Source organism: Aromatoleum sp. (assembly GCF_032027225.1).
Classification (GTDB): domain Bacteria; phylum Pseudomonadota; class Gammaproteobacteria; order Burkholderiales; family Rhodocyclaceae; genus Aromatoleum.
Genome location: NZ_JAVSMM010000004.1, coordinates 153,786 through 176,593 on the forward strand (window position 1 = coordinate 153,786; position 22,808 = coordinate 176,593).

Consider the following 22,808-nt stretch of genomic DNA (forward strand, 5'->3'; position numbering starts at 1 on the left):
CGGCAGGAACGGTCACGTATTAATGAGGGTTGAACTATGAAGCTTTTCCCGTGGGCAGCAAGGATCCGTCGTGGGCTTGCCGCCCTGCTATTCGCGGTGGCGACCATCACGCTGATGGCGCCTAGCGACACGTACGCCGAGTATGGCGACGTGGTGATCAACAACTATTCGGACGCTGCCGGCATGCGTCCGGTGATTTTTCCGCATTGGTTCCACCGCGTCCGCTTCCGCTGCAAGGTCTGCCACGCCGACCTCGGCTTCCAGTTCAAGGCCGGCGGCAACGAGATCAGCATGCTGAAGATCATCGACGGCCAGTTCTGCGGCGCCTGTCACAACGGCGAAGTCGCGTGGTCGGTCGAGAACTGCGACCTGTGCCATTCCGCAAAGCCCGGCACGCCAACGCAGGTGCATGAGAGCACCATCCAGAAACTCGCTATTCCCGCGGGACAGAAGGCCGTTGCCACCGCCGGGCAAGGAGGTAGCAAGTGATGATTCGCCGTATCCCGACCCTACTCCTGCCACTGATCGCCGCCGCTGCGATGCTGGTGCCATCGCTGTCGGTCGCCCAGCAGAATTCCGCCCCGGCGAAAGTCGCGACCGCGGCACCGTCGGCCGCGCCCGCCGCCCCGTCTGCCGCCGACGTCAACCGCTTCAACCGCCTGCTCAAGCCGGTCGGCCAGCGTAATCTGCCGCCGACCGAAGACGGCATTCACGACCCGACCAACGAAGGGACCCACGCGCTGCAGCCGCCGCTGAACGCCTTCAACGGCATGACGCGCAGCAACGCGGGCAATCGCGTCGACTGGGTGAAGTCGCTCGGCGCGAACGCGATCGCGCCGCGCTGGGACCGGATCGACGGCACGGCGGTGCCGGTCGTCATGGACCTGAACATCGTCCGCGAAGTGAAGGGCTCGATGCCGGACGTCGTCTATCCGCACAAGCAGCACACCGAATGGCTGGACTGCTCCAACTGCCATCCGGCGATCTTCGTTCCGCAGAAGGGCGCGAACCAGATCAGCATGGCGTCGATCCTGCTCGGTCAGAAGTGCGGCGTGTGCCACGGCAAGGTCGCTTTCCCGGTGTCGGAGTGCCGGCTGTGCCATTCGAAGAAGAAGGACGCGCCGATCGCCCGCAGCGAGCAGGCCGCGAAGTAAACCGCGTCAGCCCAAGGAGTCCAACATGAAGGAATCGTTCGCCTGCGTCGGGCTCTTTGGGCGAGCCGCGATTGTCGTTGCGCTTTCCGCTGCGCTGCCCGTTTTCGCCCAGCAACCGCAACCGGCTTCGGCCGGGACCGCGGCCGAGCGCATCCAGGCGCGCGAACCCGATCCCGCGCAGGTCGAGCGCCGCCTCGAATCCGTCGGCACGCTGATCGAAAAATCCAGCGCCGCCCGCCAGATCGAGGCGAGCGGCGTGCCCGAAGCGCTGCAACGCCACGAACAGGCGAAGCAGGCCTACCTCGACGCGAGAGCCGCGTTCACGGCCGGCGATCTCGCGAAGGCCTCGACGCTGCTGTCGACGGCGAGCATGACGGTGTTTCAGGCGGCTCGCCTCGCCGCTCCCGAAACGGTCACCGCCGAGAAGCATGAAAAGGACTTCCGCAACAAGCTCGAGAGCGTGAAGGCGCTGCTGTCGGCGCAAAAGCGCATCGCCACCGAGAAATCGGAAGTCAAGGGAACGTCGGAAAGCACGCGCCAGATCGAGTCCCTGCTCGCGGACGCCGAACGGAAGGCGGCCGCCGGGCAACTCGATGCCGCCCGCACGACGCTCGAGCAGGCATATCTGCTGGCGAAGGCGTCGGTGAGTTCGATGCGCTCCGGCGACACCCTGGTGCGATCGTTGAACTTCGCCTCGAAGGAAGAGGAGTACCACTACGAGGTGGACCGCAACGACACGCACCAGATGCTGATCAAGGTGCTGCTCGAAGACAAGGGCGGGACGGCCGCGAACCCGCGAATGCAGGAATTCCTGGACAGCGCCGCGTCCCTGCGTCGCGACGCCGAGGCCGCCGCGGGGCGCGGCCAATTCGCAGTCGGCATCGAAACGCTCGAGCGCGCAACCGGGGAGCTCGTGAAGGCGATCCGCAGCGCCGGCATCTACATTCCCGGCTGAATCCGCGCGGCGCAGCGCGCCGCCCCCAGCGCCGATGCCCTTCCCCGCGGAAGGGCATTTTTTTGCGCGGACGGGCAACACGAAGCCCGCAGCCCACGAACTACGCACTTTCCGCGAGAAGCCGGACGCGTACCCCCTTCCGGGTAAGATTTGGCATGGGGTTTGCTGGCTATCGCCATACCTACTGAAGTCCCCACGTATGCAAAGCTGCAGCAGCGCTATTCCGCCGGGCGGAGTCCAGCCGTCCGATCGCCTGGAGCGGCCCGGTCTTGAAGACTGGTACCGTCGCGCGGGAAAGCTCGCGCCCTGGTTCGGATGGACGGCAGCGTTGTCGTTCGCCGCGGCCGTTTGCCTCGTCTTTGCCGCCGCACCGACGGAATCCATCCGAGGCGAGCACCACCGTATCGCGTTCATTCACGGCCCGGCGACGTGGATCTCGGTGCTGCTCTACCTGCTTACGACCGGTTCGGCGGCCTTCGGGCTCATCACGAGGCAGCGCCTCTCTTCGATGCTGGCGTCGGCGCTTGCGCCGACCGGCGCGATGTTCGCATTCGTTGCGCTGTGGACCGTGTCGCTGTGGGGCAAGCCGGTGTGGGGCGTGTGGTGGATATGGGACGCCCATCTCAGCTCGGAACTGCTCCTGCTGTTCCTCTTTCTCGGATTCATCGCGCTCCGGGAGGCGATCGACGACAACAGCCGCGCCGACCGCGCGACGGGCGTGCTCGGGCTGGCGGGATTGGTCGCGCTGCCGGTACTGCACGTCTCGGTTCGTTGGTGGACCAGCCACCAGGGTCTGACGTTTCCGTACCTGCGAATCACGGCGGGGAGCGGAGTCACAGGCTTCGTCACGATGATGACGATGAGCGTCTCGCTCGCGTGTTACGCCCTCGCCGCCGCGCTAACCCGGCTACGGGTCGTCATCCTGGAGCGGGAGCGGAACGCAACTTGGGTATCGAGGGAGCAGTTGCCATGAACTGGAATAGCTGGAGCGCGTTCTGGGCGATGGGCGGCGACGGGGTGTACGTCTGGGGCGCCTATCTCGTCGCGCTGATCGTCGCGGCAACCGAGATCGGCATCCTGGCGCTGAGCCGGCGCGCGATCCTCGCCCACCTCGGTCGTTTCGTGCGAATAAGGCCAGCGACGGGCACGAATGCAGGCGGCAACTCACGCTGAATGTTTCCGCCGCACCGATCATGTCACGGAGCGTGAGTGGAAGGATGCGGAAATGCTCCTCAGACGGTGAAGCCTTGCCGGACTCGATGGAGGACCGTTTCCAGCCCGATCCGGCGTGACGCCCGACCAATCGTCGCATCCGGGTTCGCGTTAATATCCGTCCCGGCGACCGACACGCCACGTTGAAATCCGGCATCTTTGAAACAGGACATGCGCCCCGGAATACCCGAAACGCCTCCGCACCCGCGAACACGACTCCCCAGGCGCCTGATCGCTTTCGGATTGGCTCTCGCGCTGATCGCTCCGTTGCCGGCCCTGAGTCGCGGGCCGGGGTCGTTGCCCGCGGTCGCGCTGACGAAACTCGACGGCACGCCGATGCGCGCGACGGACTGGCTCGGCCGGCCCCTCGTCGTCAATATCTGGGCGACCTGGTGCCCGCCGTGCCGCACGGAAATGCCGTCGCTGCAGCGGCTTTCCGCCCTCATCGATCCGAGCGGCGCACGAGTCGTCGCGCTTTCGCTCGACACCGACCCTAACCTCGTTCGGGAATTCGTTCTCAAGTACGGGATCGAGCTTCCGGTCGCGATCGCGATGTCGCCCGGCGCCGCAACTGAAGCGCTCGGCGCGACCGCATTGCCGCTCACGCTGTACGTCGCCGCTGACGGGCGCATCGTCGGTCGCCATTTCGGACAGCGGGACTGGGCCGAGGAATCGGCGGTCCGCGACGTGAGACAGCGCCTGCTCGCACGGTAGCAGGCGACGTCCGCGCGCTTGCGCAATCTCTTCAGCGGGGCGCCGGACATGCAGCGTGCAAGCGCACGTGCTCAGACTCTCGACTCGAATTCTGTTCCCGTCGCGCCCCTGACTTCGCCGCCGGTGGGCGGAAAAGGTTCGGGCGACGTTCCATCTCGCCCGATCCGCCTCGCGAAGCGGTCAGTGAGCCGCGGGCCGCTCGTTCGCGAGGAAGGAACGCGCGGTCGCGTGGCCGTGGTCTGCGGCACGACGAATCCACTTGAGCGCCTCTTCCTGGTCCTGCACCACGCCCTTGCCGGCGAGGAACAGCAGTCCGAGCCCGTACTCGGCTTCCGCATGATTGCGGCTCGCCGCTTCGAAGAACCACCGGGCGGCCTCTTGGTCGGGGTCCGCAACCGTCTTCGGAATCTTGTCGCCGAATACGTACATCGTGCCGATGAAGTACATCGCGTCGATGTTTCCCTGGTCGGCACTGCGGCGCGCCCATTCCATCGCCCGCCCTTCGTCCTCGGCGACGCCGCGCCCGTAGAAGTACATCACGCTGAGTTTTTCCTGCGCGCGCGCGTCGCCGTTTTCCGCGAGCGGGACGAACGCTTTCGCAGCCTCTCCGTACTTGCCGCTGTCATACTGGCGCAGCGCGTCGTCGATCGGGGCCGCGTGCGCGAACCCGGTCAGCAGCGTCATGCACAGGGCGATCCGACGCAACATAGAATGCTCACTCCTTGAATTACCATCGACACGTTTTCGGTTCGGGGAGCCGCTTCGGCCCGCACCTGGATGCCGGATACGCAATATCCGTACCGAACTGGAACCGGAGCGGCATACGAACGCCACATCGGTTCCGGGCTCTATATCGAAAGTAGGAGTCCCGCAGTCCCGTCAGGTCTGACAAAATGCCTGCACTCAATGTAACCCCCCTCAGGTAGTGGACGCGCGAGAGCACGCGCGCGTCGCACGAACCGCAGTGAGATTCAAGATGAACAGCAGAACCTTGGCCGGGCAGGACGGTAACGCGGCGGCAGAACCGCAAGCGTCCGCCGCAACGCGCTCCCCCCGGCCGCTCTCCCTCAAGACGAAAGGCATTCTCGCGTTCGTCGCGATGGTGATCTACGTCGTGCTGATCGGCACCGCGACGGAAATGCAGCGGCAGAACCTGCTGGAAGGCGTCGGCAAGCTGGAGCAGGCCCATCGCGTCGAGGCTCAGCTCCTCGAAATCAATACTTCGATGGCGCGAACGCTGCTCGCCGTCAATCTCACATTCTCGGCCGACGATCTGGCCGCCGCGTCGATCCGCGCGATGATCGAAGTCGAAGCGACGCTGTCGCTGCTGGAGGCGATCCAGGGCGCGCATCCCGAGATCACGCGCTTCTCGAACAGCCTTCACGCCGATGTGCGCGACATCGCGCAGGCGCCGAGCATCGAGGTCCTGGGGCGGATGCGGGCGACATTGAACGGGCTGATCATCGAGCTCGACCGGCTCACGCAGGAAGCGCACGCCGTGCGCCTGAGCCTGCTCGACGCTTACCGCCAGAACTACGACCGGATCACCCTCAGCGGACTGGCGATGCTCGTGGTTGGCCTGATCCTCCTCGGCGCGGTGATCGCGATCTTCTTCAGTCGCCTGACCTGGGATATCCGCAAGCTCGAAGCGCACGCGCGCGGCATCGTCATGGGCGACCGCGACAATCCGATGCAGGTCACGCGCAACGACGAACTCGGATCGCTGATGCGGGCGGTCAACCGGATGCAGGAAGACCTGCGCCAGCACGAGCGGAACATCGAACGCGCCCGTTTCGAACGCTTCCATCGCGAGAAAATGGTCGCCGTCGGCTCGCTCGCGGCGCAGCTCGCTCACGAGATCAACAACCCGATCGCTGCGATCACCGGGGTCGCGAGCGCGATGAACCAGGTCCAGCAAGCCGATCATTGTCCGAACCGGGGTCACACCTGCAAACCCGGGCTGATCCTCGAACAGGCGCGGCGGATTTCCCTGATCACGCGCCAGATCGCCGATTTCACGAGGCCGCAGACTCAGCGGCCCGAGCTCCTGAACCTCAACGAACTCGTCCGCAACACCTGCGCGTTCGTCAGCTACGACCGTCGCTTCCGGCGCATCGCGCTGACGACCGAACTCGACGACGAGATGCCCGCGATCCGCGCGATCGCTGACCACCTGACGCAGGTGCTGATGAATTTGCTGATCAACGCGGCCGACGCGCTCGACGAGATGCCCAGCGAACACCAGGCCGAAATCCGGGTGGCGACGCGCGTCGACGAGCGGGAGGCGACGATCGAGATCTCAGATAATGGCGGCGGCATCGCGCCCGAGATGCTCGAACGCGTCTTCGAGGAATATTTCACGACCAAGCCGGCGGGCAAGGGGACGGGGCTCGGCCTCGCGCTCAGCCGCGAACTGATCCAGGACGCCGGCGGTTCGCTCGTGCTGGAATCGACGCCGGGACTGGGCACCACCGTCCGTCTCACTCTCCCGCTCCTGGCCGCCGAGCAGGCGACTTGAGCGTAGCCAGGATGCGGGTACGCCGCGAAACAAGGGAAGCTGATGCATATTCTAGTCATCGATGACGAGCGCGCAGTGCGCGAAATCCTCGCCGAGGCATGCCGGCAGGCCGGCTACTCGGTCGATGAGGCGCGCAACTGCACCGAGGCCGCGTCCAAGCTCGTGCGCGGGGATGTCGATCTGGCGTTGTGCGACATCAAGATGCCCGACGGCAACGGCGTCGACCTGGTGCGGTCGATGAAGGAATCGCCGATCGAAACCAACTTCATCATGGTGACCGCGTTCGCGTCGATGGAAACCGCCGTCGAAGCGCTGCGCGCCGGCGCCTCCGACTACATCATCAAACCGTTCAACATCGAGGAGTTGCTGCACCGCGTGCAGCAGATCGCGGCGTTGCGCGGACTGCGCGAAGAAAACCGGGTGTTGCGCAAGTTCGCGAAAGGCGACGCGGCGAAATTCCGCTTCACTTCCTCGCCGATGCAGGCGATCGAACGTCTCGCGAGCAAGGTCGCACCGACCGACAGTACCGTGCTGATCACCGGCGAATCGGGCACCGGCAAGGGCGTGCTTGCGCGTTCGATCCACGAGCAGAGCCGCCGCGGCGAACATCTGTTCCTGCCCGTCAACTGCAGTGCGATTCCCGAAACGCTGATGGAATCCGAGTTCTTCGGCCACACGAAGGGCGCATTCACCGGCGCCGACAAGGCGCGCAAGGGCCTCTTCCTGCAGGCCGACCTCGGCACGCTCTTTCTCGACGAGGTCGGCGAACTGCCGATGGTGATGCAGACGAAGCTGCTGCATGCGATCGAGGAAAAGGAGATCCGCGCGGTCGGCAGCGAACAGTCGCGCCGCGTCGATTGCCGCATCATCGCCGCGACGAATCGCAACCTCCACGACATGGTCAAGGAAGGCACGTTCCGCGAGGACCTCTTCTTCCGCCTGAGCATGTTCCACATCCACATCCCGCCGCTCCGCGAGCGCCAGGACGACATCCGCGGGCTGATCCGCTTCATCCTCGAGCGCGCACGCGAGCAGAACGGGGCGGCGACGGCGATGACCGTGGCCGACGACGTCGAGCGTCTGCTGCAGGGCTATCCGTGGCCCGGCAACGTGCGCCAGATGGAGAACGTCATCAACCGCGCGTTCATCCTCGCGGAGGACGACTACATCACGGTCGACGATCTGCCACCCGAGATCCTCCGCGCCGCGCCGCGCCCCCAGCCTCATGGCACACCCATTGCTACCCAGCTTTGTCTTCGCGATCAGTTGCGCGAATTCGAAGCCGGCGTGATTTTCCGCATGCTCGACGAAACCGCCGGCGACCGCCGCCTTGCGGCGCAGCGCCTGGGCATCGGACTGTCCAGCCTGTACCGCAAGATGGAGGAATTCGAGGCCTTCGGCATCGCGCGCAATCCCAGCGGCGGAACGCCGACGACCGCGGCGCCGGGCCCGAACAAGGAATGAGGCATGTATTTTCCCGTAACCGAGAAACCCCTTCCCGCTTTCAAACATGTGCTTCTCGCGCTCGCACTGCTCGGCGCCCCGTTCGGCGTGCACGCTGACGCGGCCGCCGCTTACGAAGAGGGCTTCGCCGCCTACCGCAAAGGCGACGTGACGGGATCGATGGCGCCGCTCAAACGCGCCGCGGACGGCGGCATCGCCGAAGCGCAGGCGCTGTACGGGACGCTTCTCGACAGCGCGGAACTGGATGAAGAGGCGCACGTTTATCTGCTCAAGGCCGCCGAACAGGGCAACGCCGACGGCCAGTTCGGCCTCGCGAAGATGTATCTGACCGGCGAGGCGAAAGCCCTCGACGAGCGGGAGATCGCCCGACTGATCCACGCCGCCGCCGCGCAGGAGCACGCCGCGGCAACGATCTCGCTCGCGCTCGCCTACACGAGGAGGGACGCGCGTTTCGGCGCGGACACGATCACGCCCGAAACCGGACCGCTGCTGCTGAAGGCGGCCGAACTGGGTGACACCAGCGCAATCGAGACCGTGTCGACCGCGTATCGCACGGGGGAGTATGGCTTGCCGGTCGACGCCGCGAAGGCCGAGCAGTGGAGCGCCCGGCTTGCGGAGATCCGGGGCGTCAAGCCCGGAAGCCCGAAGAAATGAGGACACGCAGCACCCTTGTCTTCGCGCTCGCGATGTTCTCGGCTTCCGCATCGACGCTCGCGGCAAACGTCGGCGAAGGGCAGCGGATCTATCAGATGCACTGTCTCGGCTGCCACGGCGTGGGCGGCCAGAGCGCAATCCCGACCGCACCGAACTTCGCCCGCAGCGAACGTCTGATGCAGCCCGATACCGCTCTGATGATGTCGATCAAGGCCGGAAAAATGACGATGCCATCATTCAACGGTATCCTTCGCGACCAACAGATTTTCGACGTGATCGCTTACCTGCGGACCCTTCAACGATGACCCTGAACTTCCTGCATGCGCGGCAGTCCCTGGCCGCAGTCGGCCTCCTCCTCTCCTGTGCCAGCTTCGCCGCGTTCGCGCAGACCTCCCCCGATTACAAGGTCAGCGAAACCTTCAACGTCGGCGATGCGGTCTATGTCCGTTCGCTGACGATGGAACCGAAGGCGAACAGCGTCTGGGTCGGCACCTCGGTCGGCGTGCATGAAATCGCGCTCGACACGCGCAAACCGAAGAAGACCTTCACCCGCAACGACGGCCTCGCGAACGAATACGTGTTCGCAGTCGGCATCGATTCGCAGGGCTACAAGTGGTTCGGCACCAACGCCGGCGGGGCATCCCGTTACAAGGACGGCAACTGGAAGACGTACTTCCCGATGCACGGCCTGGCCGATTACTGGATCTACTCCTTCGCGAACGACAAGAAGGGCGATCTCTGGATCGGCACGTGGGCCGGGGTGAACCATTTCAACGTGAAGACCGGCGAGTTCAAGACCTACGTGAAGGAACTCATCAACGAATGGGTATACGGGCTCGACGTCGATGCGAAGGGCCGTGTCTGGTTCGCCACCGAAGGCGGCGTGTCGATGTTCGACGGCAAGCAGTGGAAGTCGTGGACGCACAAGGATGGCCTCGGCGCACCGAACGTCAACCAGCTGCCCGCTAGCAGCAACACCGGCTTGGGCACGCGCTCGCGCCACGACCTGTCGACGATGGAGCGCGGCGACCCGACCTACAACCCGAACTACTCGTTCGCGATGCACATCGGGCCCGACGGCGACGCGTGGGTCGGCACCTGGGGTGGCGGGGTGGCTCGCTTCAACGGTAAATCCTGGCGCAATTACAGCACCGCGGACGGTCTCGTCGGCAACATCGTCTATTCGATCGCGCGCGACGACAAGGGCGCATTCTGGTTCGGCACCGACCGGGGCGTGTCGCGCTTCGACGGCAAGAACTGGAAATCCTTCACGGTTCAGGACGGACTCCTCGATTCTCACGTCTATACGATTGCGAGCGCTCCCAGTGGCGACATCTGGGTCGGCACACGTCGCGGCGTCGCCATCATCAGCAAGAAATAAGGTAGCCCGGCACGGCGGCGAGCCTTTCCCTGCGCAGCGCGTCACTCTCGCCTGGACGCCGGTCGCCATTTCCTACGATCATTTCCCTACTGGAGCATTTCGGCATGAATCATAAACTCGCCGCCGTTGCCGTCATCGTCGGCGCTGCGGCCATCGCCGGCGCGTACACGCTCGGCACCCAGCAAGCGGCGAAGCCTGCAGCCGTCGCGGCGGCTCACGGCGGGAGTGCGCCGTCGGGCGATGCCGCGCAGGTACGCGAAGGCAAGGTCGGCGTCGATCCGAGCGAAAAGTTCACGCACTTCCGCGTCGGCAACAAGAACGTCAAAAAGATCTTCGTCGAGGACGGCGTCGTCTGGGTCGCAACATCCGGCGGGGTAATCCGCTACGACACGCGCAGCGACCAGTTCAAGCTCTACGACAACCAGAGCGGGCTGCTCTCGAACGGCATGTTCTATGTAGGACGCATCCAGGGCAGGATCATGGTCGGCACCTACGGCGGCGGACTATCGGTGCTGGACGAAAAGACGAACACGTGGGAAACCTACAACATCCCCGAGGGACTCGGCGACGCCTTCGTTTATGACGTCATCGAGACCAAAACGGGCGATCTGTGGATCGCGACGTGGTCGGGCGTCAACAGGGTGCGCGGCGGCAATCTGAAAGACACGTCGGCGTGGGAACTCCACACCGTCGAGAGCACGAAGGGCGGTTTGCCGAACGACTGGGTGTATGGCTTGGCCGAAGGCAAGAACGGCGAAGTATGGCTCGCGACCGAAGGCGGCATGGCGCGTTATGTCGACGGCCAGTGGGAGAACTGGAACCACTCCCGCGGCATCGGCGCGCCTTACGAGAAGGTCAAGCAGGACATCGCGTTCAAGAACGACCCGGCGAAGGAGTCCCTGCATCACGCTCAGCAGAAGAAGGAAATGGGCCTGCAGGACGTCGACCAGGCGTACAACCCTAACTACATCATCTCGCTCACCGTCGATCAGGACGGGACGGTGTGGGCCGGGACCTGGGGCGGCGGTCTCGCACATTTCGATGGAAAGCAATGGGACAACGTGACCACGGTCGAAGGGCTTCCCGGAAACCACGTGTTCATGCTGCACCGTGACCACCAGAACCGCCTGTGGATCGGCACGAACAACGGCCTCGCAGTCAAGGAAGGCAACGGCTACCGCGTCATGCGTGCCGAGGACGGCCTGTTCAACAACACCGTGTTTTCGATGGCGACGACGCCCGATGGCGGCATGTGGATCGGGAGTTACGGCGGCGTCGCGCACATCCGGCCGACCGCCAAGAACTGAAGAAGGCGAATCGACGGTCGGTCCAACACGAACGGGAGGGGCGAACAGCCGCTCCCGTTTTTTTGTCTCACGCGTGATTCCACATGCGCTGCCAGGGACGACACGGGCCGCGAGGATGAAGGGCCGGGCTGGGGCAGGGGGGGCTGACGCAGCGCCCTCGTATCGCGTACTGCTCATCCCGACGCCGATCTCACCCCACCGCGATCGGCGCAAACGCATCTTGTGTGCGCACTTCGCCTTCGGGCGGGCACGACGTGTCACCCGTCCCCGCGCTGAGGCTCGTCAGCGCAAGCTCTTGTGACTTTCGTGTCCGCCCGCGGACCGTGCGCTACAACGAAGGCCCGGTCGTGACAAGAACCCGTTCGATCAGGAACTGGCGCAGCGCCGCGACGGCGCGATCGGCCGCGGCGGATTCGATTCGGGTGGTGCGCGACGTCGGGCGCAACCCGCACGCCGCCCTTCGTCCAGGAGTCGCCTACCCCGCTCGTCGCGGCACGGATTCCTGGTTAAAGCCCGGACCTCCGCGCGCTTCCCGGCAGAGGCCCGGCGTTACCGGTTGCCGCGTTAATTGCGGACCCGGTCGATCACGATTTCAACGGAGGATTGGTCGGGCGCGGCAGTAATCGGGGGGCCTTCCAGATCACCGGCCTGCGGAGTCGCATTGCCCTGCTTCGACAAGCGGGCGCCGACGCTGATTTGCGCCGGGAGCGGCCCTTGGGACATACGCTCCGCGTTGGCGAAGCTGAACGTGGCGGGAAGATCGCCCGCGCGCAGCCGCAGCGCGGCGAGCGGAATGCCGCCTTGCGCCGGACGGGCGAAGACGAACACGGCGTCGTCCGGCCCCGCCTGCGCCGCAAGTTGCGGCGAAATGCTCACGGTGCCGCTGACGGTCAGCGCCGAAGGTGCAACGGAACCACCGGCATCGGCACCAGCACCAGCACCGGCAGCAGCTTGCGGCGCGTCGAGCAGCGTCATGCCGCCCTTCGCACGCGCTTCGTTGATGCTGCCGAGGATGCCCTGATACGCCGGCTCATCAGGGCTCAGCTTCGCGAGAATCCGTTCCCAGTACGCCGACGCCCCTGCGTAGTCGGCACGGTGGAAGGCCGCGGTCCCCGCAAGGGCGAGCGCCTTCACGTGGTTCGGATCAATCTCGAGCGCCCGCTGCACCATCCGTTCCGGGTCGCCGTCGAAGCTGCGTCCCGCCGCAACGGCGAGAAGGTCGGCCCAGTCCGCGAGCACATCGGCGTCGTCCGGAACCTTGGGACCGATCTTGCGCCAGGTTGCGGCCGCCCCTTCGAAGTCCTTCATCATCGAGAAGGAACGGCCGAGCATCAGCCAGCCCTGGACGTCCTCGGGCTGCCGTTCGAGCCGTTCGGCGAGCTGGGCGACCAGCATCGTCATTTGCTCGGGAGTGATCTGGTGGCTCTCCTCCTTGGCGACCGCGACCGGGTCGAGGCCACGCGGCTCGCCGAGCATCAGGTAGACCGCAGCTGCCGCCACCGGAACCGCCGCGATCAAGGCAAACGCCCACTTGCGCGCGGGGCGCAGGTCGGCGCCGCCCTCGGCCGCCCGTCCTTCCTCGAGCGCGCGAAGTTCGAGCTCCTCGCGCGAACGCTGGTATTCGGCTTCGCCGATATTCCCGGCGGCGCGTTCTGCATCGAGTTCGCCGAGCTGCTCGCGCAACACGACCAGAACGGTTTCAGCCTGACGCTGACGCTTCGCATCTTCACGCGCACGGCCCCCCGCCCCGATCATCGGGGGAACGACAAGCAGCAGCGCACCGGCCACCAGCACGGTGGCCAGAATCAAAAAGGGAATCACGAACGGGGCTCCTCGGAGGAATTCGGTGTGCCGCTAAGCAGGGCGCTGGCGCGGGCGCGCTCGTCCTGGGTCAGATGCGGGGCGGACTGGGCTTCCTTCGCGCGGGAGCGCAGCCTCCACGCCAGCCAACCGGTGCCCGCGACCAACAGCAACGCCGGCCCGAGCCACAACAAGAGGGTGATCCCCTTGAACGGCGGAAGATAGAGCACGAAGTCGCCGTAACGCGCGACGAGGTAATCGACGACGGCCTCCTCGCTCTTGCCGGCGGCGAACTGCTCGCGGACCTGATTGCGCAGGTCGATCGCGAGCGGCGCGTTCGATTCCGCGATCGTCTGGTTCTGGCACACCAGGCAGCGCAGCTTGTGCGACAGGTCCATGACCCGTTGCTCGAGCACGGGATCGTTCGCCAGCGGTTCGGCTTCCGCCGCCAGCGCGGGGCCCGAAACCGCAACCAGGAACAGAACCGCGGAAAATGCGGAACGGACGGAACGCTTCAGGACTTCAGCTCGCACGCGACAACTCCGCAATCTTCGGCAGCAACACGTCGCGAACTGCCTCGGGCGTGACGGGCCCGATATGCTTGTAACGGACCACGCCTTCGCGATCGATCAGGAAAGTCTCCGGCACGCCATACACGCCGAAATCGATACCGACTCGACCGTCCGCATCGACGACGGAAACACTGTAGGGATCACCGTGTTCCTTGAGCCAGCCGAGCGCTTCCGGCCGCGTATCCTTGTAGTTGAGGCCGACGAGCGGCACGACGTTGTCGCGCGCGAACTGCATGAGGACCGGATGCTCCTGCCGGCAAGACACACACCACGACGCCCAGACGTTCAGCAACCAGACCTGGCCGCGCATGTCGGCGAGACCAATCTCGGTGTCCGGCGCCGCGAGCGTCGCGAGCCGGAACTCCGGCGCGGGCTTGTCGACGAGCGGCGACGGCACCTCGCGCGGGTTCAGGGTCAGGCCGTAGCCGAGGAAGCCCACGAGCACGAGGAAGAGCGCAAGGGGAACGAGAAACTTCGCTTTCATGGTCGATCACTCATGTCGTCTGACGGGCCGCAACCGCGGCAGCGGCCTCGCGCTGGGCCAGCCGCCGATAGCGGCGATCCGACGCGGCGAAAACACCTCCGATCCCCATCAGGAGACAACCCAGCCACACCCAGCTGATGAAAGGTTTGTAGAAAAGGCCGACCACCCACGCCCCGTCCTCGAGCTGGTCGCCGAGGTTCACGTAAATGTCGCGGAACGGCCCGATGTCGATTGCCGCTTCCGTCATCGGCATCTGCTGCGCGACATATACGCGCTTCTCCGGCGTGAGCGTTGCCACGGCGACGTCGCCGCGAGTCACCTCGATCGTCGCGCGCGCCGCGTCGTAGTTCGCCCCCGCTGCGTCGGCGACTCCGACGAACTTGAAGGTGTAGCCGGCCAGGTGTGCGCTGTCGCCCGCGTGCATCTTGACGTCTACGCGCTCGTTGAGACTGTTCACCATCGTGACGCCGATGATGAATACGCCGATGCCCAGGTGCGCCAGCCACATGCCCCACCACGCGGCCGGAATGCCACGCAGCGTCGTGCCGACGTCAGCCCCTCGCCGCTCGGCGAACCGGGTCGCGAGCAACTTCGCGCTGCCGAGCAGCACCCACGCGGCGAGCGTCAGACCAAGCACGGTACGGACGGTGACGTGCCCGATCGCGAACGCGATGCCGACTCCGAGGACGAGACTGGCAACGATTGCCGGCGCGAGGAGTCGCAGCACGCGCTTCACGTCGTCCCCTTTCCACCGGACGAACGGGCCGATGACCATCAGCGCGACGACCGGCGCCATCAGCGGCACGAACACCGCTTCGAAGTACGGCGGGCCGACCGAAATCTTGCCGAGCCCGAGCGCATCCAGAAACATCGGGTAGAGGGTGCCGAGCAGCACCGAACCCGTCGCGACGGCGAGCAGCACGTTGTTGCCGAGCAGCGTCGAATCGCGCGAAACGAGGCCGAAGCTGCCCCCGCCGGCGAGCTTCGGCGCACGCCACGCGAACAGCGCGAGCGAGATGCCGATCACGAGGACCAGCAGCGCCAGGATGAAGAGGCCGCGCCGCGGATCGGTCGCGAACGCATGCACCGACGTGATGACGCCGGAGCGGACGAGGAAGGTGCCGAGCAGCGACAGCGAGAACGCGCTGATCGCGAGCAGGATCGTCCAGCTGCGGAACGCGCCGCGCTTTTCCGTCACCGCGAGCGAATGAACGAGGGCGGTGCCGAGCAGCCAGGGCATGAAGGACGCGTTTTCGACCGGATCCCAGAACCACCAGCCGCCCCAGCCGAGCTCGTAATACGCCCAGCCCGATCCGACGGTGATGCCGGCGGTGAGGAACACCCAGGCGACCGTCGTCCATGGTCGCGACCAGCGCGCCCAGGCGGCGTCCATCCTGCCGCTGAGCAGCGCGGCGATTGCGAACGCGAACGCGACCGAAAACCCGACGTAGCCCATGTAGAGCAGCGGCGGGTGGATGATCATGCCCGGATCCTGCAGCAGGGGGTTCAGGTCGCGCCCTTCGGCGACGGCCGGAATCAGCCGCTCGAACGGGTTGGACGTGACCAGGGTGAAGGACAGGAAGCCTGCGCTGATCCAGCCGAGCACTCCGAGCACTCGCGCCATGAACGGCTCGGGCAGGTTGCGGCTGAACACCGTGACGGCGACGGTCCACAGCGACAGCGACAGCGCCCACAGCAGCAGCGAGCCCTCATGGTTGCCCCAGACGCCGGTGATCTTGTAGATCAGCGGCGTGTCGGTGTGCGAATTGACGGCCGCGAGCTGCAGCGAAAAGTCGCTCGTGATGAAGGCCCAGGTCAGACAACCGAACGCGAATGCGATGAACAGGAACTGTCCTTGCGCCGCCGGGCGCCCCACCGCCATCAGCGCGAGCCGGTTGCGGTTCGCACCGATCATCGGGACGATCGCCTGCACCAGCGACAGGATCAGCGCGAGAATCAGGGAAAAGTGGCCGAGTTCGGGAATCATTGTTGCACCGTCTCAGCCGCTTTCTGTGCCTGCGCCTGGTCGACCGCGTGCTGCGCTTCCGGGGGCATGTAGTTCTCGTCGTGCTTGGCGAGAACTTCGGACGCCCGGAACTGACCGTCAGGCCCGAGCGTTCCCTGCACCACCGCGCCCTTGCCTTCGCTGAAGAGGTCGGGCAGCGAGCCTTTGTAGGAAACGGGAATGGCTTTCGCAGTATCGGTAATCGCGAACCGGACCGTGACGCCGTCCGCCTCGCGGCGGACCGAGCCGGTCTCTACCATTCCGCCGATGCGGAACGTCTTGCCGACCGGCGCCTTGCCGGCGGCAACTTCGGTCGGCGTGTGGAAGAACACCAGGTTCTGCTGGAAGGCGGACAGCACGAGCGCCACGGCGCCGACGAGCAGCGCGACCGCACCGCCGAGCAGCACCAGACGTTTGCTACGGGGTTTCATTCAACGATCTCCTCAAAAACTTGCCGCCCGCTTCGGCCATTCGCGCTGGCGCGACGAAGCCGCAGCAGTCGCCGCACGGTCTCTCTACGACGGCGCGCGACCATGATCAGTTCCACGACTACGAGAAATACGGTAAGTCCGTAGCTACCCCAAACGAAGGGGGCGGCTCCGCCCATCTGCCAGAAGGCACTCCACGACTCCCATTGCATCAGACCTTGCCCTCCAGCGCATTCAGCTCCGCGCCCACCCAGTCGGTGTGCCGCTCACGTTCGAGAATCAGCGGGCGCACGCGCCACAGCGTGATCGCAATCGTGTAGGCCCACGACGCGAGCGCCATCACGAACATGCCGGCGAGCATGGTCGCCGCCATCGACGGGGCTTTCGTCAGGCTCACCGACGCCCCCTGATGCAGCGTGTTCCACCACTTGACCGAGAAATAGATGATCGGGACGTTGACGGCGCCGACCAGCGCAATGATGGCGCCGGCGCGGTCGGCCCGGCGCGGATCCTCGATCGCCTGCGTCAGCGCGATGTACCCGAGGTAGAGGAAGAGCAGCAGCAGTTGCGACGTCAGGCGTGCGTCCCAAACCCAGTAGGCGCCCCACGTCGGCTTGCCCCACAGCGAACCCGTGACGAGCGCGAGGATGCAGAACATCGCACCGGTCGGCGCGAGGGCGCGCGCCATCAGGAAGGACAAGCGCGTATTCATCACGAGGCCGACCGCGGACCAGAAGGCCATGATCAGGTAGACGAACATCGACATCCACGCGGCGGGCACGTGGATGAAGATCACGCGATACACCTCGCCCTGCTGCGCGTCGGTCGGCGCGACGAAGAAGCCGAGCCACAGCCCGGCAATCGTGAAGATCGCCGCAACCGCTGCGAACCACGGCGCGAGCTTGCCGGCGAGCGGATAGAACAACTGGGGAGCGGCGAAACGAAACAGGCTCTTGCCTCGTTCTGGTCTGGTCATGGCTTCGATCAATCGACTGCGATTCTGAGGGCCGCCGCGCACGCGATCGGCGCGAGTGCCAGTGCACCGAGGAGTCCGCCGCCGAGCAGCAGGATGTGGGCGTCGGCGCCGGTTCCCGAGAGATGGGCATCGACCGCCCCGGCTCCGAAAATCAGCACCGGCACGAACAACGGCAAAACCAAAAGAGCAAGTAACATGCCACCTCCTCGCAGCCCGAGCGTCAGGGCCGCCCCGACGGCTCCGAGCAATGCCAGGATCGGCGTCCCGAGCGTCAGCGACAGGATCAGGATGCCGAGCGCGCCCTGGTCGACGTCGAACAGCATCGCGAGCGCGGGCGCGACGAGGACAAGCGGCAGCCCGGTCGCAATCCAGTGCGCGAGGATCTTCGCGACGACCCACAGCACCGTCGGCTCGGGCGACAGCAGAAGCTGTTCGAGCGTGCCGTCGGCGTGGTCCTGCGCGAACAGCCGGTGCAGCGACAGCAGGGTAGCGAGCAGCGCGGCAACCCACAGGACGCCCGGCGCGATCGAACGCAGCTGGTTCGTTTCGGCGCCGACCCCGAACGGGAAGAGGCACACGACGACGACGAAGAACGCGAGGGTGACGAGCACGTCGGCCCGGCCGCGCCAGGCGAGCAGCAGATCGCGGCGCAGTACAGCACCGAAAGGACCGAGCGCGCGACTCAAACGGCCACCTCGGCGAGATCGAGCACGCGAGGCGGCTTGGCGAAAGGGGCGTCCTGGTGCGTCGTCAGGATGACCATCCCGCCCGCGTCACAGTGGTCTGAAAGCGTCATTGCAAGATCGGCGACGGCGGCGACGTCGAGTGCGGTGAAGGGTTCGTCGAGCACCCACAAGGTCCGGCGGATGCCAAGAAAGAGCCGTGCGAGTCCGACCCGCCGCCGCTGCCCTTGAGACAGCACACGGGCAGGCAGATCGAGCTGCTGCGCGAGCCCGATGCGCACCAGCGCGTCCACGCAGCGATCCTCGTCGACGTCGTCTCCGGCAGAGGCACATGCGAAGCGGAGGTTTTCGAGCGGCGTCAGGAGGTCGTTCAGCGCCGGCGCGTGGCCGAGGTAGAGCAGCGAGCGGTGGAAGGCCTCGCGGTCGCTGCCGATCGGACGGTCGTTCCAGCGGATTTCGCCTGCTTCCGCGTGGGCGAGCCCGCACAGGATGCGCAGCAGGCTGGTCTTGCCGAAGCCGTTCGGTCCGGCGATCCTCAAAAGCTCACCGGGCACCATCTTGAGGGAGAGGCCACGAAACAATAGGCGGTCACCTTTCAGACAGGCGAGATCTTCGGCATAAAGCATGGGCGTGGATTTAACCACAGACGGACCGGCTCGGGGGGCGCGGCGTGACTGTGGAAAACCACGATTGAGCGCTTGGCGGACGCATACGGTCGGGGCGCGCGAGCTGTCCTGCTTCGACCCCGTTTCCGAAGCCTTCCGCCGGACGGAGTCGCACGCGAGGCGGATTTCCTCGACAGGCAACGACGAATGCATTGCCGTGTCGTCGCCAGCGGACACACGAGCGCCGACGCGGAATCGGAACGAGAACGCGGACACGGGGGACGACAGGCGGACACGGCGCTGCAAGAGTGCTCGAGCGGACGTGGTGGCGCGCGGCCTCACCGCTCGTTGCGCGGATTGGACACCGCCCACACGGCGGCCTCGACGCGGGAGCGGAAATTGAGCTTGCGCAGCAGGTGCTTGACGTGGACCTTGACAGTGCCTTCGGCGATGTTGAGTTCGCGCGCGATCAGCTTGTTCGACAGGCCGGCAGCGATCTTGTCGAGGATGCGCTGCTCCTGCTCGGTCAACCCGGCCTCGGCCGGCGTCTCCGGCCGGCGCTCCTGGCGCAGCGCCGCCGCCATCAGATGCGTCAGTGCTTCCGATACGACGATCTTCCCCGCCGCCGCCGCGCGCAGCGCCTCGACCATTTCCTCCGGCTCCATGTCCTTCAGCAGGTAGCCGTCGGCGCCGGCGCGCAGCACCGCGACTAGGTCCTCGGCCGCATCCGACACGGTGATCACGACGACGCGCGTGTCGAGATCGGCCTGGCGGACGAGCTTCAGCACGTCGAGACCGGACATGTCCTTCATGTTCAGATCGAGGAGCAGCAGGTCCGGCCGCAGGTGCAGGATGCGCGCCATGCCGTCCTTGCCGTCGGCCGCTTCGGCGACGAGACGGAAGCCGGGCACGGTGCGCAGCAGCTGGATCAGTCCCTTGCGGAACAGCGGATGGTCATCGACGATGACGACGGTTTGCGGGGACTCGATCATCTCGCCTCCGCACCGGCCGTTGGCGCCTCCTGCCCCCCACGGGTCGCGAAGCGCACGACGATGCGCGCACCGCCGCCGTCACGCTGCCCGACCTCGAGCGCCCCGCCTAGGCCGCGCGCCCGCTCGCCCATGATCGTGAGGCCGTAATGGTGCGGCTCGACGACCGGCAGTGGCGGGATGCCCCTGCCGTCGTCCTCGACGACGACACTGATTTCGCCGCCGGGCGACGAAAGCAGCTCGACCCGGATGCGCCGGGCCTGCGCGTGGCGCGTCGCGTTGGAAAGCGCCTCGCGGACGATGTGCAGCACGTGGATCTCCTGGTTCGGGTTCAGGTGGCAGCCCGAGAGGCGAATCTCGAGGTCGATCGGGAGGCCACTTCGGCTGGCGTATTCTTCGATCGTGCTGCCGAGAAGGCCGGCAAAATCGCCTTCGATCCGCAGACGAAAGGTCGACAGCAGTTCGCGCAACTGGCGGTATGCGGCGTTGATCCCCTCGCGCAGGTCCCCGAGGATGGCCACCGCCTCTTCGCGCTGGTGGGCCGTGGTCAGCGCAGGCGATAGCAAGCTCGCCTGGATCTTCATGTAGGTCAGCGATTGCGCGAGCGAATCGTGGAGTTCGCGCGCGATGATCGACCGCTCCTCCTGCAGCGCCAGCAGGCGCTTGCGCTCGCTCTGATGCGAAATCCCGAGCGCGACACCCATGTGGCGGGACACCGCCTCGAGCAGGGTGTGCTGCCACTCCTGCAGCCGCGCGCCCGGCGGCAGCGCGAGCCGCATCATCCCGTACAGATGCTCCGCGTCGCGCAGCGGGACCAGCAGCACGTCGCGACCCGGCTCTCTGCGATAGCTCCACGGCGACTCCCGGCCGGGACAGTTCAGGCACGCGTCGCCGCTCGTCTGGCGGCTGCCGCACTCGCCGATGCTGGAGAACAGCGTCTCGCCCGGGCCGCCGTGTTTCGGCAGCATGCACACGAAGCTGCCGTCGAGCCCGAGCAGCTGTTCGAGATCCTTCAGCGTGGAGGCATACGTTTCGGAGCTCGCCGGCGCGTGATAGAGCCGCGAGATCACGTGATAGAGCAGCTCGAGCGACTTGTTGCTGCGCGTCAGGTCCGCGGTCTTTTCCTCGACGCGGCGTTCGAGTTCGCGGTTCGCGTTGGACAGCCGGTCGGCCATTGCATTGAACGCCGCCGCCACCTGGCCGAGCTCATCGGCGCTGACGTTCGTGCTGCGCGCCGCGTCGTCGCCGTGCGCGACCCGCACCGCACTCGCGCGCAGGTCGCGCAACGGCAGGAACACGCGGCGGCGCAGCGCGTACAACGCACCGAGCATGCAGGTGGTCACGAGCGCCATCGCAACGCCGAGCGTCGCGCGCAAGCGCTCGATCCCGGCCTCTGCGTCGTGCTCGAGCACCGAGACGAGCGTGTCGATCTGCGCCGCGAACGCGTCGACGTCGGCCAGGAGCCCGCTGTAATGCTCCGCGTCACCCGCGCCGCCGCCTGCTCGTGCGCCGAGCAGCCGCGGCCTCATCCTCGCGCGCCAGTCGGCCTCGACCCCGCGGTAAGTCGACGAAAAGAGGCTTTCGGGCGAGCGTTCGACCTGGGCGCGCAGCACTTCATCATCGAGCCGTTCCTCGAACGCCTCGACCGCGGCGGCGAGCTCCACGTTGCTGATCCGCCCGTCGAGCGCACTTGCGACCGCAATGCTGCCCGCGCGCTGCACGAGCCGGCGAAGGCTTCCCGCGGCGTTGATCGCGCTACCGCTACCCTGCACCGTCTCGACGACGGCGACGGATGCACCGATACCGACAAGGCTGACGAGCGCGACCACCACGAAGGGGAGCACGAGCATCAGGAGAACGCTGCGCGCGGCGATTCTGCCGAACAAACCGCGCGTCGTGCCGCGCAGGCTCAATGGCATATCGCCGCCTAACGCTTCATGGAGATACCTCCATTTCCCCGAACGCTCCACCTGCACCTTCCGTCTGTATGAAAAATACCAATAATCAATTATTTACGATCTACCACCGATACCTCTGAAGTGGTAGTCCACATGCTCCTGCGCACTTTCGCCGAGCGCGGTTCGGTGTGTCGACAAGCTACAGTGGGCCCGCTTGGACCGGGCGGACGTCCCAAAGGAGCATACCCATATGGCGATCGTAATTCAGGCGCAAGCAATCCAGAACCTTTCGCGCATGGAACCGTTCCGTCGGCTCGACGCCGACGCCTTCGACGTGCTGGTGCAGGGCGCACGGACTTCGCGCGTGTCGCGCGGCGAGATGCTCATGAACCGCGGTGACCGCCCGTCGGGCATGAGCGTCGTCGTCGACGGCGAAGTCAAGCTGTTCCTGATCTCCAGCTCGGGGACCGAAAAGATCATCCGGCTCGCGAGCGCCGGCGATTCGTTCTGCGAAGAGAGCATTCTGAGCGACAAGCCGCAGATCTTCGCCGCGCAGGCGACGTGCAACAGCACGGTGCTGACGCTCCAGCGCACGGCGCTGCGCAAGACGATGGCGGCGCAGCCCGCGCTGACCGAGGCACTGATGACGAGGCTGTCTGAGCGCATGGGCGAGCTCGTCGAAGGCATGGAGCAGTGCATGCAGCGCAGCAGCACTCAGCGCGTCGCGCACTACCTCGTCCAGCACGCGGCGCCCGGGGCACGTTCGGCCGAAGTGCGCCTTTCGAGCGACAAGCAGACGATCGCATCGCAACTGAACCTGACGCCGGAAACGTTCTCGCGCGTGCTCAACCGGCTGCGCCGCGAGGGGTTCATCCTCCCGCATGGGCGCCGCTCGATCACGCTGACCGACGTCCAGCGACTGCAGTCGATCGCGGCCTAGCGCACCGCTGTCCTGGGCGGGCGCCCGCAGCGGGTCGGCATTGGCGGAGCGGAAGGCTCCGTCTGCGCG

At 66.0% G+C, this 22,808-nt stretch carries 25 protein-coding genes; 13 read left to right on the forward strand and 12 right to left on the reverse strand.

Going from position 1 to position 22,808, the window contains the following annotated elements; genetic code table 11:
- Nucleotides 1-36 precede the first annotated feature (36 nt).
- From ROZ37_RS06920 to ROZ37_RS06945, 6 genes are all read left to right on the forward strand, one after another.
- Nucleotides 37-489 carry a c(7)-type cytochrome triheme domain-containing protein gene (locus ROZ37_RS06920; protein ID WP_312658484.1) on the forward strand — a complete coding sequence of 151 codons (453 nt, stop codon included), beginning with the start codon at nt 37-39 and terminating at the stop codon, nt 487-489.
- Nucleotides 489-1,154, forward strand: a complete 666-nt coding sequence (locus tag ROZ37_RS06925; protein ID WP_312658486.1) for a c(7)-type cytochrome triheme domain-containing protein — start codon at nt 489-491, stop codon at nt 1,152-1,154. The genes ROZ37_RS06920 and ROZ37_RS06925 overlap by 1 nt, the downstream gene beginning before the upstream one ends.
- 25 nt (nt 1,155-1,179) lie before the next feature.
- Nucleotides 1,180-2,109, forward strand: coding sequence for a hypothetical protein (locus ROZ37_RS06930; RefSeq protein ID WP_312658487.1), 930 nt, complete (start codon nt 1,180-1,182; stop codon nt 2,107-2,109).
- A gap of 199 nt (nt 2,110-2,308) precedes the next feature.
- Nucleotides 2,309-3,082, forward strand: a complete 774-nt coding sequence (gene ccsA, locus ROZ37_RS06935; RefSeq protein WP_312658488.1) for a cytochrome c biogenesis protein CcsA — start codon at nt 2,309-2,311, stop codon at nt 3,080-3,082.
- Nucleotides 3,079-3,282 (forward strand): heme exporter protein CcmD, encoded by a 204-nt coding sequence (gene ccmD, locus ROZ37_RS06940; protein WP_312658489.1) that lies wholly within the window; start codon nt 3,079-3,081, stop codon nt 3,280-3,282. The genes ccsA and ccmD (ROZ37_RS06940) overlap by 4 nt, the downstream gene beginning before the upstream one ends.
- 306 nt (nt 3,283-3,588) lie before the next feature.
- Nucleotides 3,589-4,035: a TlpA disulfide reductase family protein gene (locus ROZ37_RS06945; RefSeq protein WP_312658491.1), complete on the forward strand. Its 447-nt coding sequence runs from the start codon at nt 3,589-3,591 to the stop codon at nt 4,033-4,035.
- Nucleotides 4,036-4,215: 180 nt separating this feature from the next.
- Here ROZ37_RS06945 and ROZ37_RS06950 read toward each other — a convergent pair whose 3' ends face one another.
- Nucleotides 4,216-4,743 (reverse strand): tetratricopeptide repeat protein, encoded by a 528-nt coding sequence (locus ROZ37_RS06950; protein WP_312658493.1) that lies wholly within the window; start codon nt 4,741-4,743, stop codon nt 4,216-4,218.
- A 268-nt stretch (nt 4,744-5,011) separates the two neighbouring features.
- On the opposite strand from ROZ37_RS06950, the gene ROZ37_RS06955 reads away from it, so the two are divergent.
- From ROZ37_RS06955 to ROZ37_RS06980, 6 genes are all read left to right on the forward strand, one after another.
- Complete coding sequence (locus tag ROZ37_RS06955) at nt 5,012-6,553, forward strand: ATP-binding protein (protein ID WP_312658494.1); 1,542 nt, start codon at nt 5,012-5,014, stop codon at nt 6,551-6,553.
- A 42-nt stretch (nt 6,554-6,595) separates the two neighbouring features.
- Complete coding sequence (locus ROZ37_RS06960) at nt 6,596-8,017, forward strand: sigma-54 dependent transcriptional regulator (protein ID WP_312658495.1); 1,422 nt, start codon at nt 6,596-6,598, stop codon at nt 8,015-8,017.
- 3 nt (nt 8,018-8,020) lie between these two features.
- On the forward strand, nt 8,021-8,671 hold the full coding sequence (locus ROZ37_RS06965; RefSeq protein ID WP_312658496.1) for a sel1 repeat family protein: 651 nt from the start codon (nt 8,021-8,023) through the stop codon (nt 8,669-8,671).
- A gap of 32 nt (nt 8,672-8,703) precedes the next feature.
- Nucleotides 8,704-8,976: a cytochrome c gene (locus tag ROZ37_RS06970; RefSeq protein WP_312658497.1), complete on the forward strand. Its 273-nt coding sequence runs from the start codon at nt 8,704-8,706 to the stop codon at nt 8,974-8,976.
- Nucleotides 8,973-10,052, forward strand: a complete 1,080-nt coding sequence (locus ROZ37_RS06975; protein ID WP_312658498.1) for a two-component regulator propeller domain-containing protein — start codon at nt 8,973-8,975, stop codon at nt 10,050-10,052. The genes ROZ37_RS06970 and ROZ37_RS06975 overlap by 4 nt, the downstream gene beginning before the upstream one ends.
- A 104-nt stretch (nt 10,053-10,156) precedes the next feature.
- Nucleotides 10,157-11,359, forward strand: coding sequence for a two-component regulator propeller domain-containing protein (locus ROZ37_RS06980; protein ID WP_312658499.1), 1,203 nt, complete (start codon nt 10,157-10,159; stop codon nt 11,357-11,359).
- A 564-nt stretch (nt 11,360-11,923) separates the two neighbouring features.
- On the opposite strand, the gene ccmI is transcribed toward ROZ37_RS06980, so the two are convergent.
- The 11 genes from ccmI to ROZ37_RS07035 all read right to left on the reverse strand — a co-directional run bounded on the left by ccmI (nt 11,924) and on the right by ROZ37_RS07035 (nt 21,820).
- Nucleotides 11,924-13,180, reverse strand: a complete 1,257-nt coding sequence (ccmI, locus tag ROZ37_RS06985) for a c-type cytochrome biogenesis protein CcmI (RefSeq protein WP_312658500.1) — start codon at nt 13,178-13,180, stop codon at nt 11,924-11,926.
- The gene (locus ROZ37_RS06990) at nt 13,177-13,692 is read right to left on the reverse strand and encodes a cytochrome c-type biogenesis protein (protein WP_409449935.1); all 516 of its coding nucleotides are present in this window, start codon (nt 13,690-13,692) and stop codon (nt 13,177-13,179) included. Before ROZ37_RS06990 ends, ccmI begins: the two co-directional genes overlap by 4 nt.
- The gene (locus ROZ37_RS06995) at nt 13,682-14,215 is read right to left on the reverse strand and encodes a DsbE family thiol:disulfide interchange protein (protein WP_312658501.1); all 534 of its coding nucleotides are present in this window, start codon (nt 14,213-14,215) and stop codon (nt 13,682-13,684) included. The genes ROZ37_RS06990 and ROZ37_RS06995 overlap by 11 nt, the downstream gene beginning before the upstream one ends.
- 10 nt (nt 14,216-14,225) lie before the next feature.
- Nucleotides 14,226-16,202, reverse strand: coding sequence for a heme lyase CcmF/NrfE family subunit (locus tag ROZ37_RS07000; protein ID WP_312658502.1), 1,977 nt, complete (start codon nt 16,200-16,202; stop codon nt 14,226-14,228).
- Entirely contained in the window at nt 16,199-16,651 is a 453-nt protein-coding gene (gene ccmE, locus ROZ37_RS07005) for a cytochrome c maturation protein CcmE (RefSeq protein WP_312658503.1), read from the reverse strand. The genes ROZ37_RS07000 and ccmE overlap by 4 nt, the downstream gene beginning before the upstream one ends.
- Nucleotides 16,648-16,860: a heme exporter protein CcmD gene (gene ccmD, locus ROZ37_RS07010; RefSeq protein ID WP_312658504.1), complete on the reverse strand. Its 213-nt coding sequence runs from the start codon at nt 16,858-16,860 to the stop codon at nt 16,648-16,650. The genes ccmE and ccmD (ROZ37_RS07010) overlap by 4 nt, the downstream gene beginning before the upstream one ends.
- Entirely contained in the window at nt 16,860-17,624 is a 765-nt protein-coding gene (gene ccmC, locus ROZ37_RS07015; protein WP_312658505.1) for a heme ABC transporter permease CcmC, read from the reverse strand. The genes ccmD (ROZ37_RS07010) and ccmC overlap by 1 nt, the downstream gene beginning before the upstream one ends.
- Nucleotides 17,625-17,632: 8 nt before the next feature.
- Nucleotides 17,633-18,310, reverse strand: a complete 678-nt coding sequence (gene ccmB, locus ROZ37_RS07020) for a heme exporter protein CcmB (RefSeq protein ID WP_312658506.1) — start codon at nt 18,308-18,310, stop codon at nt 17,633-17,635.
- Nucleotides 18,307-18,933 (reverse strand): cytochrome c biogenesis heme-transporting ATPase CcmA, encoded by a 627-nt coding sequence (gene ccmA, locus ROZ37_RS07025; RefSeq protein WP_312658609.1) that lies wholly within the window; start codon nt 18,931-18,933, stop codon nt 18,307-18,309. The genes ccmB and ccmA overlap by 4 nt, the downstream gene beginning before the upstream one ends.
- 317 nt (nt 18,934-19,250) lie before the next feature.
- Nucleotides 19,251-19,904 carry a two-component system response regulator NarL gene (gene narL / locus ROZ37_RS07030; protein WP_312658507.1) on the reverse strand — a complete coding sequence of 218 codons (654 nt, stop codon included), beginning with the start codon at nt 19,902-19,904 and terminating at the stop codon, nt 19,251-19,253.
- On the reverse strand, nt 19,901-21,820 hold the full coding sequence (locus tag ROZ37_RS07035) for a histidine kinase (protein ID WP_312658508.1): 1,920 nt from the start codon (nt 21,818-21,820) through the stop codon (nt 19,901-19,903). The genes narL and ROZ37_RS07035 overlap by 4 nt, the downstream gene beginning before the upstream one ends.
- A 229-nt stretch (nt 21,821-22,049) precedes the next feature.
- Here ROZ37_RS07035 and ROZ37_RS07040 point away from each other — a divergent pair, with 229 nt between their 5' ends.
- Nucleotides 22,050-22,739 (forward strand): Crp/Fnr family transcriptional regulator, encoded by a 690-nt coding sequence (locus ROZ37_RS07040; protein ID WP_312658509.1) that lies wholly within the window; start codon nt 22,050-22,052, stop codon nt 22,737-22,739.
- Nucleotides 22,740-22,808 lie beyond the last annotated feature (69 nt).

Excerpts from the sequence above, each read along its gene's own strand:
- ccsA (WP_312658488.1), top strand. The coding sequence starts at position 2,309 with ATGCAAAGCTGCAGCAGCGCTATTCCGCCGGGCGGAGTCCAGCCGTCC.
- ccmD (WP_312658489.1), top strand. The coding sequence starts at position 3,079 with ATGAACTGGAATAGCTGGAGCGCGTTCTGGGCGATGGGCGGCGACGGG.
- ROZ37_RS07040 (WP_312658509.1), top strand. The coding sequence starts at position 22,050 with ATGGCGATCGTAATTCAGGCGCAAGCAATCCAGAACCTTTCGCGCATG.
- ROZ37_RS07000 (WP_312658502.1), bottom strand. The coding sequence starts at position 16,202 with ATGATTCCCGAACTCGGCCACTTTTCCCTGATTCTCGCGCTGATCCTG.
- ROZ37_RS07035 (WP_312658508.1), bottom strand. The coding sequence starts at position 21,820 with ATGCCATTGAGCCTGCGCGGCACGACGCGCGGTTTGTTCGGCAGAATC.
- ccmE (WP_312658503.1), bottom strand. The coding sequence starts at position 16,651 with ATGAAACCCCGTAGCAAACGTCTGGTGCTGCTCGGCGGTGCGGTCGCG.
- ROZ37_RS06995 (WP_312658501.1), bottom strand. The coding sequence starts at position 14,215 with ATGAAAGCGAAGTTTCTCGTTCCCCTTGCGCTCTTCCTCGTGCTCGTG.
- ROZ37_RS06965 (WP_312658496.1), top strand. The coding sequence starts at position 8,021 with ATGTATTTTCCCGTAACCGAGAAACCCCTTCCCGCTTTCAAACATGTG.
- ROZ37_RS06975 (WP_312658498.1), top strand. The coding sequence starts at position 8,973 with ATGACCCTGAACTTCCTGCATGCGCGGCAGTCCCTGGCCGCAGTCGGC.
- narL (WP_312658507.1), bottom strand. The coding sequence starts at position 19,904 with ATGATCGAGTCCCCGCAAACCGTCGTCATCGTCGATGACCATCCGCTG.
- ROZ37_RS06925 (WP_312658486.1), top strand. The coding sequence starts at position 489 with ATGATTCGCCGTATCCCGACCCTACTCCTGCCACTGATCGCCGCCGCT.
- ccmA (WP_312658609.1), bottom strand. The coding sequence starts at position 18,933 with ATGCTTTATGCCGAAGATCTCGCCTGTCTGAAAGGTGACCGCCTATTG.
- ROZ37_RS06920 (WP_312658484.1), top strand. The coding sequence starts at position 37 with ATGAAGCTTTTCCCGTGGGCAGCAAGGATCCGTCGTGGGCTTGCCGCC.
- ROZ37_RS06930 (WP_312658487.1), top strand. The coding sequence starts at position 1,180 with ATGAAGGAATCGTTCGCCTGCGTCGGGCTCTTTGGGCGAGCCGCGATT.
- ccmC (WP_312658505.1), bottom strand. The coding sequence starts at position 17,624 with ATGACCAGACCAGAACGAGGCAAGAGCCTGTTTCGTTTCGCCGCTCCC.
- ROZ37_RS06955 (WP_312658494.1), top strand. The coding sequence starts at position 5,012 with ATGAACAGCAGAACCTTGGCCGGGCAGGACGGTAACGCGGCGGCAGAA.
- ROZ37_RS06950 (WP_312658493.1), bottom strand. The coding sequence starts at position 4,743 with ATGTTGCGTCGGATCGCCCTGTGCATGACGCTGCTGACCGGGTTCGCG.
- ROZ37_RS06960 (WP_312658495.1), top strand. The coding sequence starts at position 6,596 with ATGCATATTCTAGTCATCGATGACGAGCGCGCAGTGCGCGAAATCCTC.
- ROZ37_RS06970 (WP_312658497.1), top strand. The coding sequence starts at position 8,704 with ATGTTCTCGGCTTCCGCATCGACGCTCGCGGCAAACGTCGGCGAAGGG.
- ROZ37_RS06980 (WP_312658499.1), top strand. The coding sequence starts at position 10,157 with ATGAATCATAAACTCGCCGCCGTTGCCGTCATCGTCGGCGCTGCGGCC.
- ccmD (WP_312658504.1), bottom strand. The coding sequence starts at position 16,860 with ATGCAATGGGAGTCGTGGAGTGCCTTCTGGCAGATGGGCGGAGCCGCC.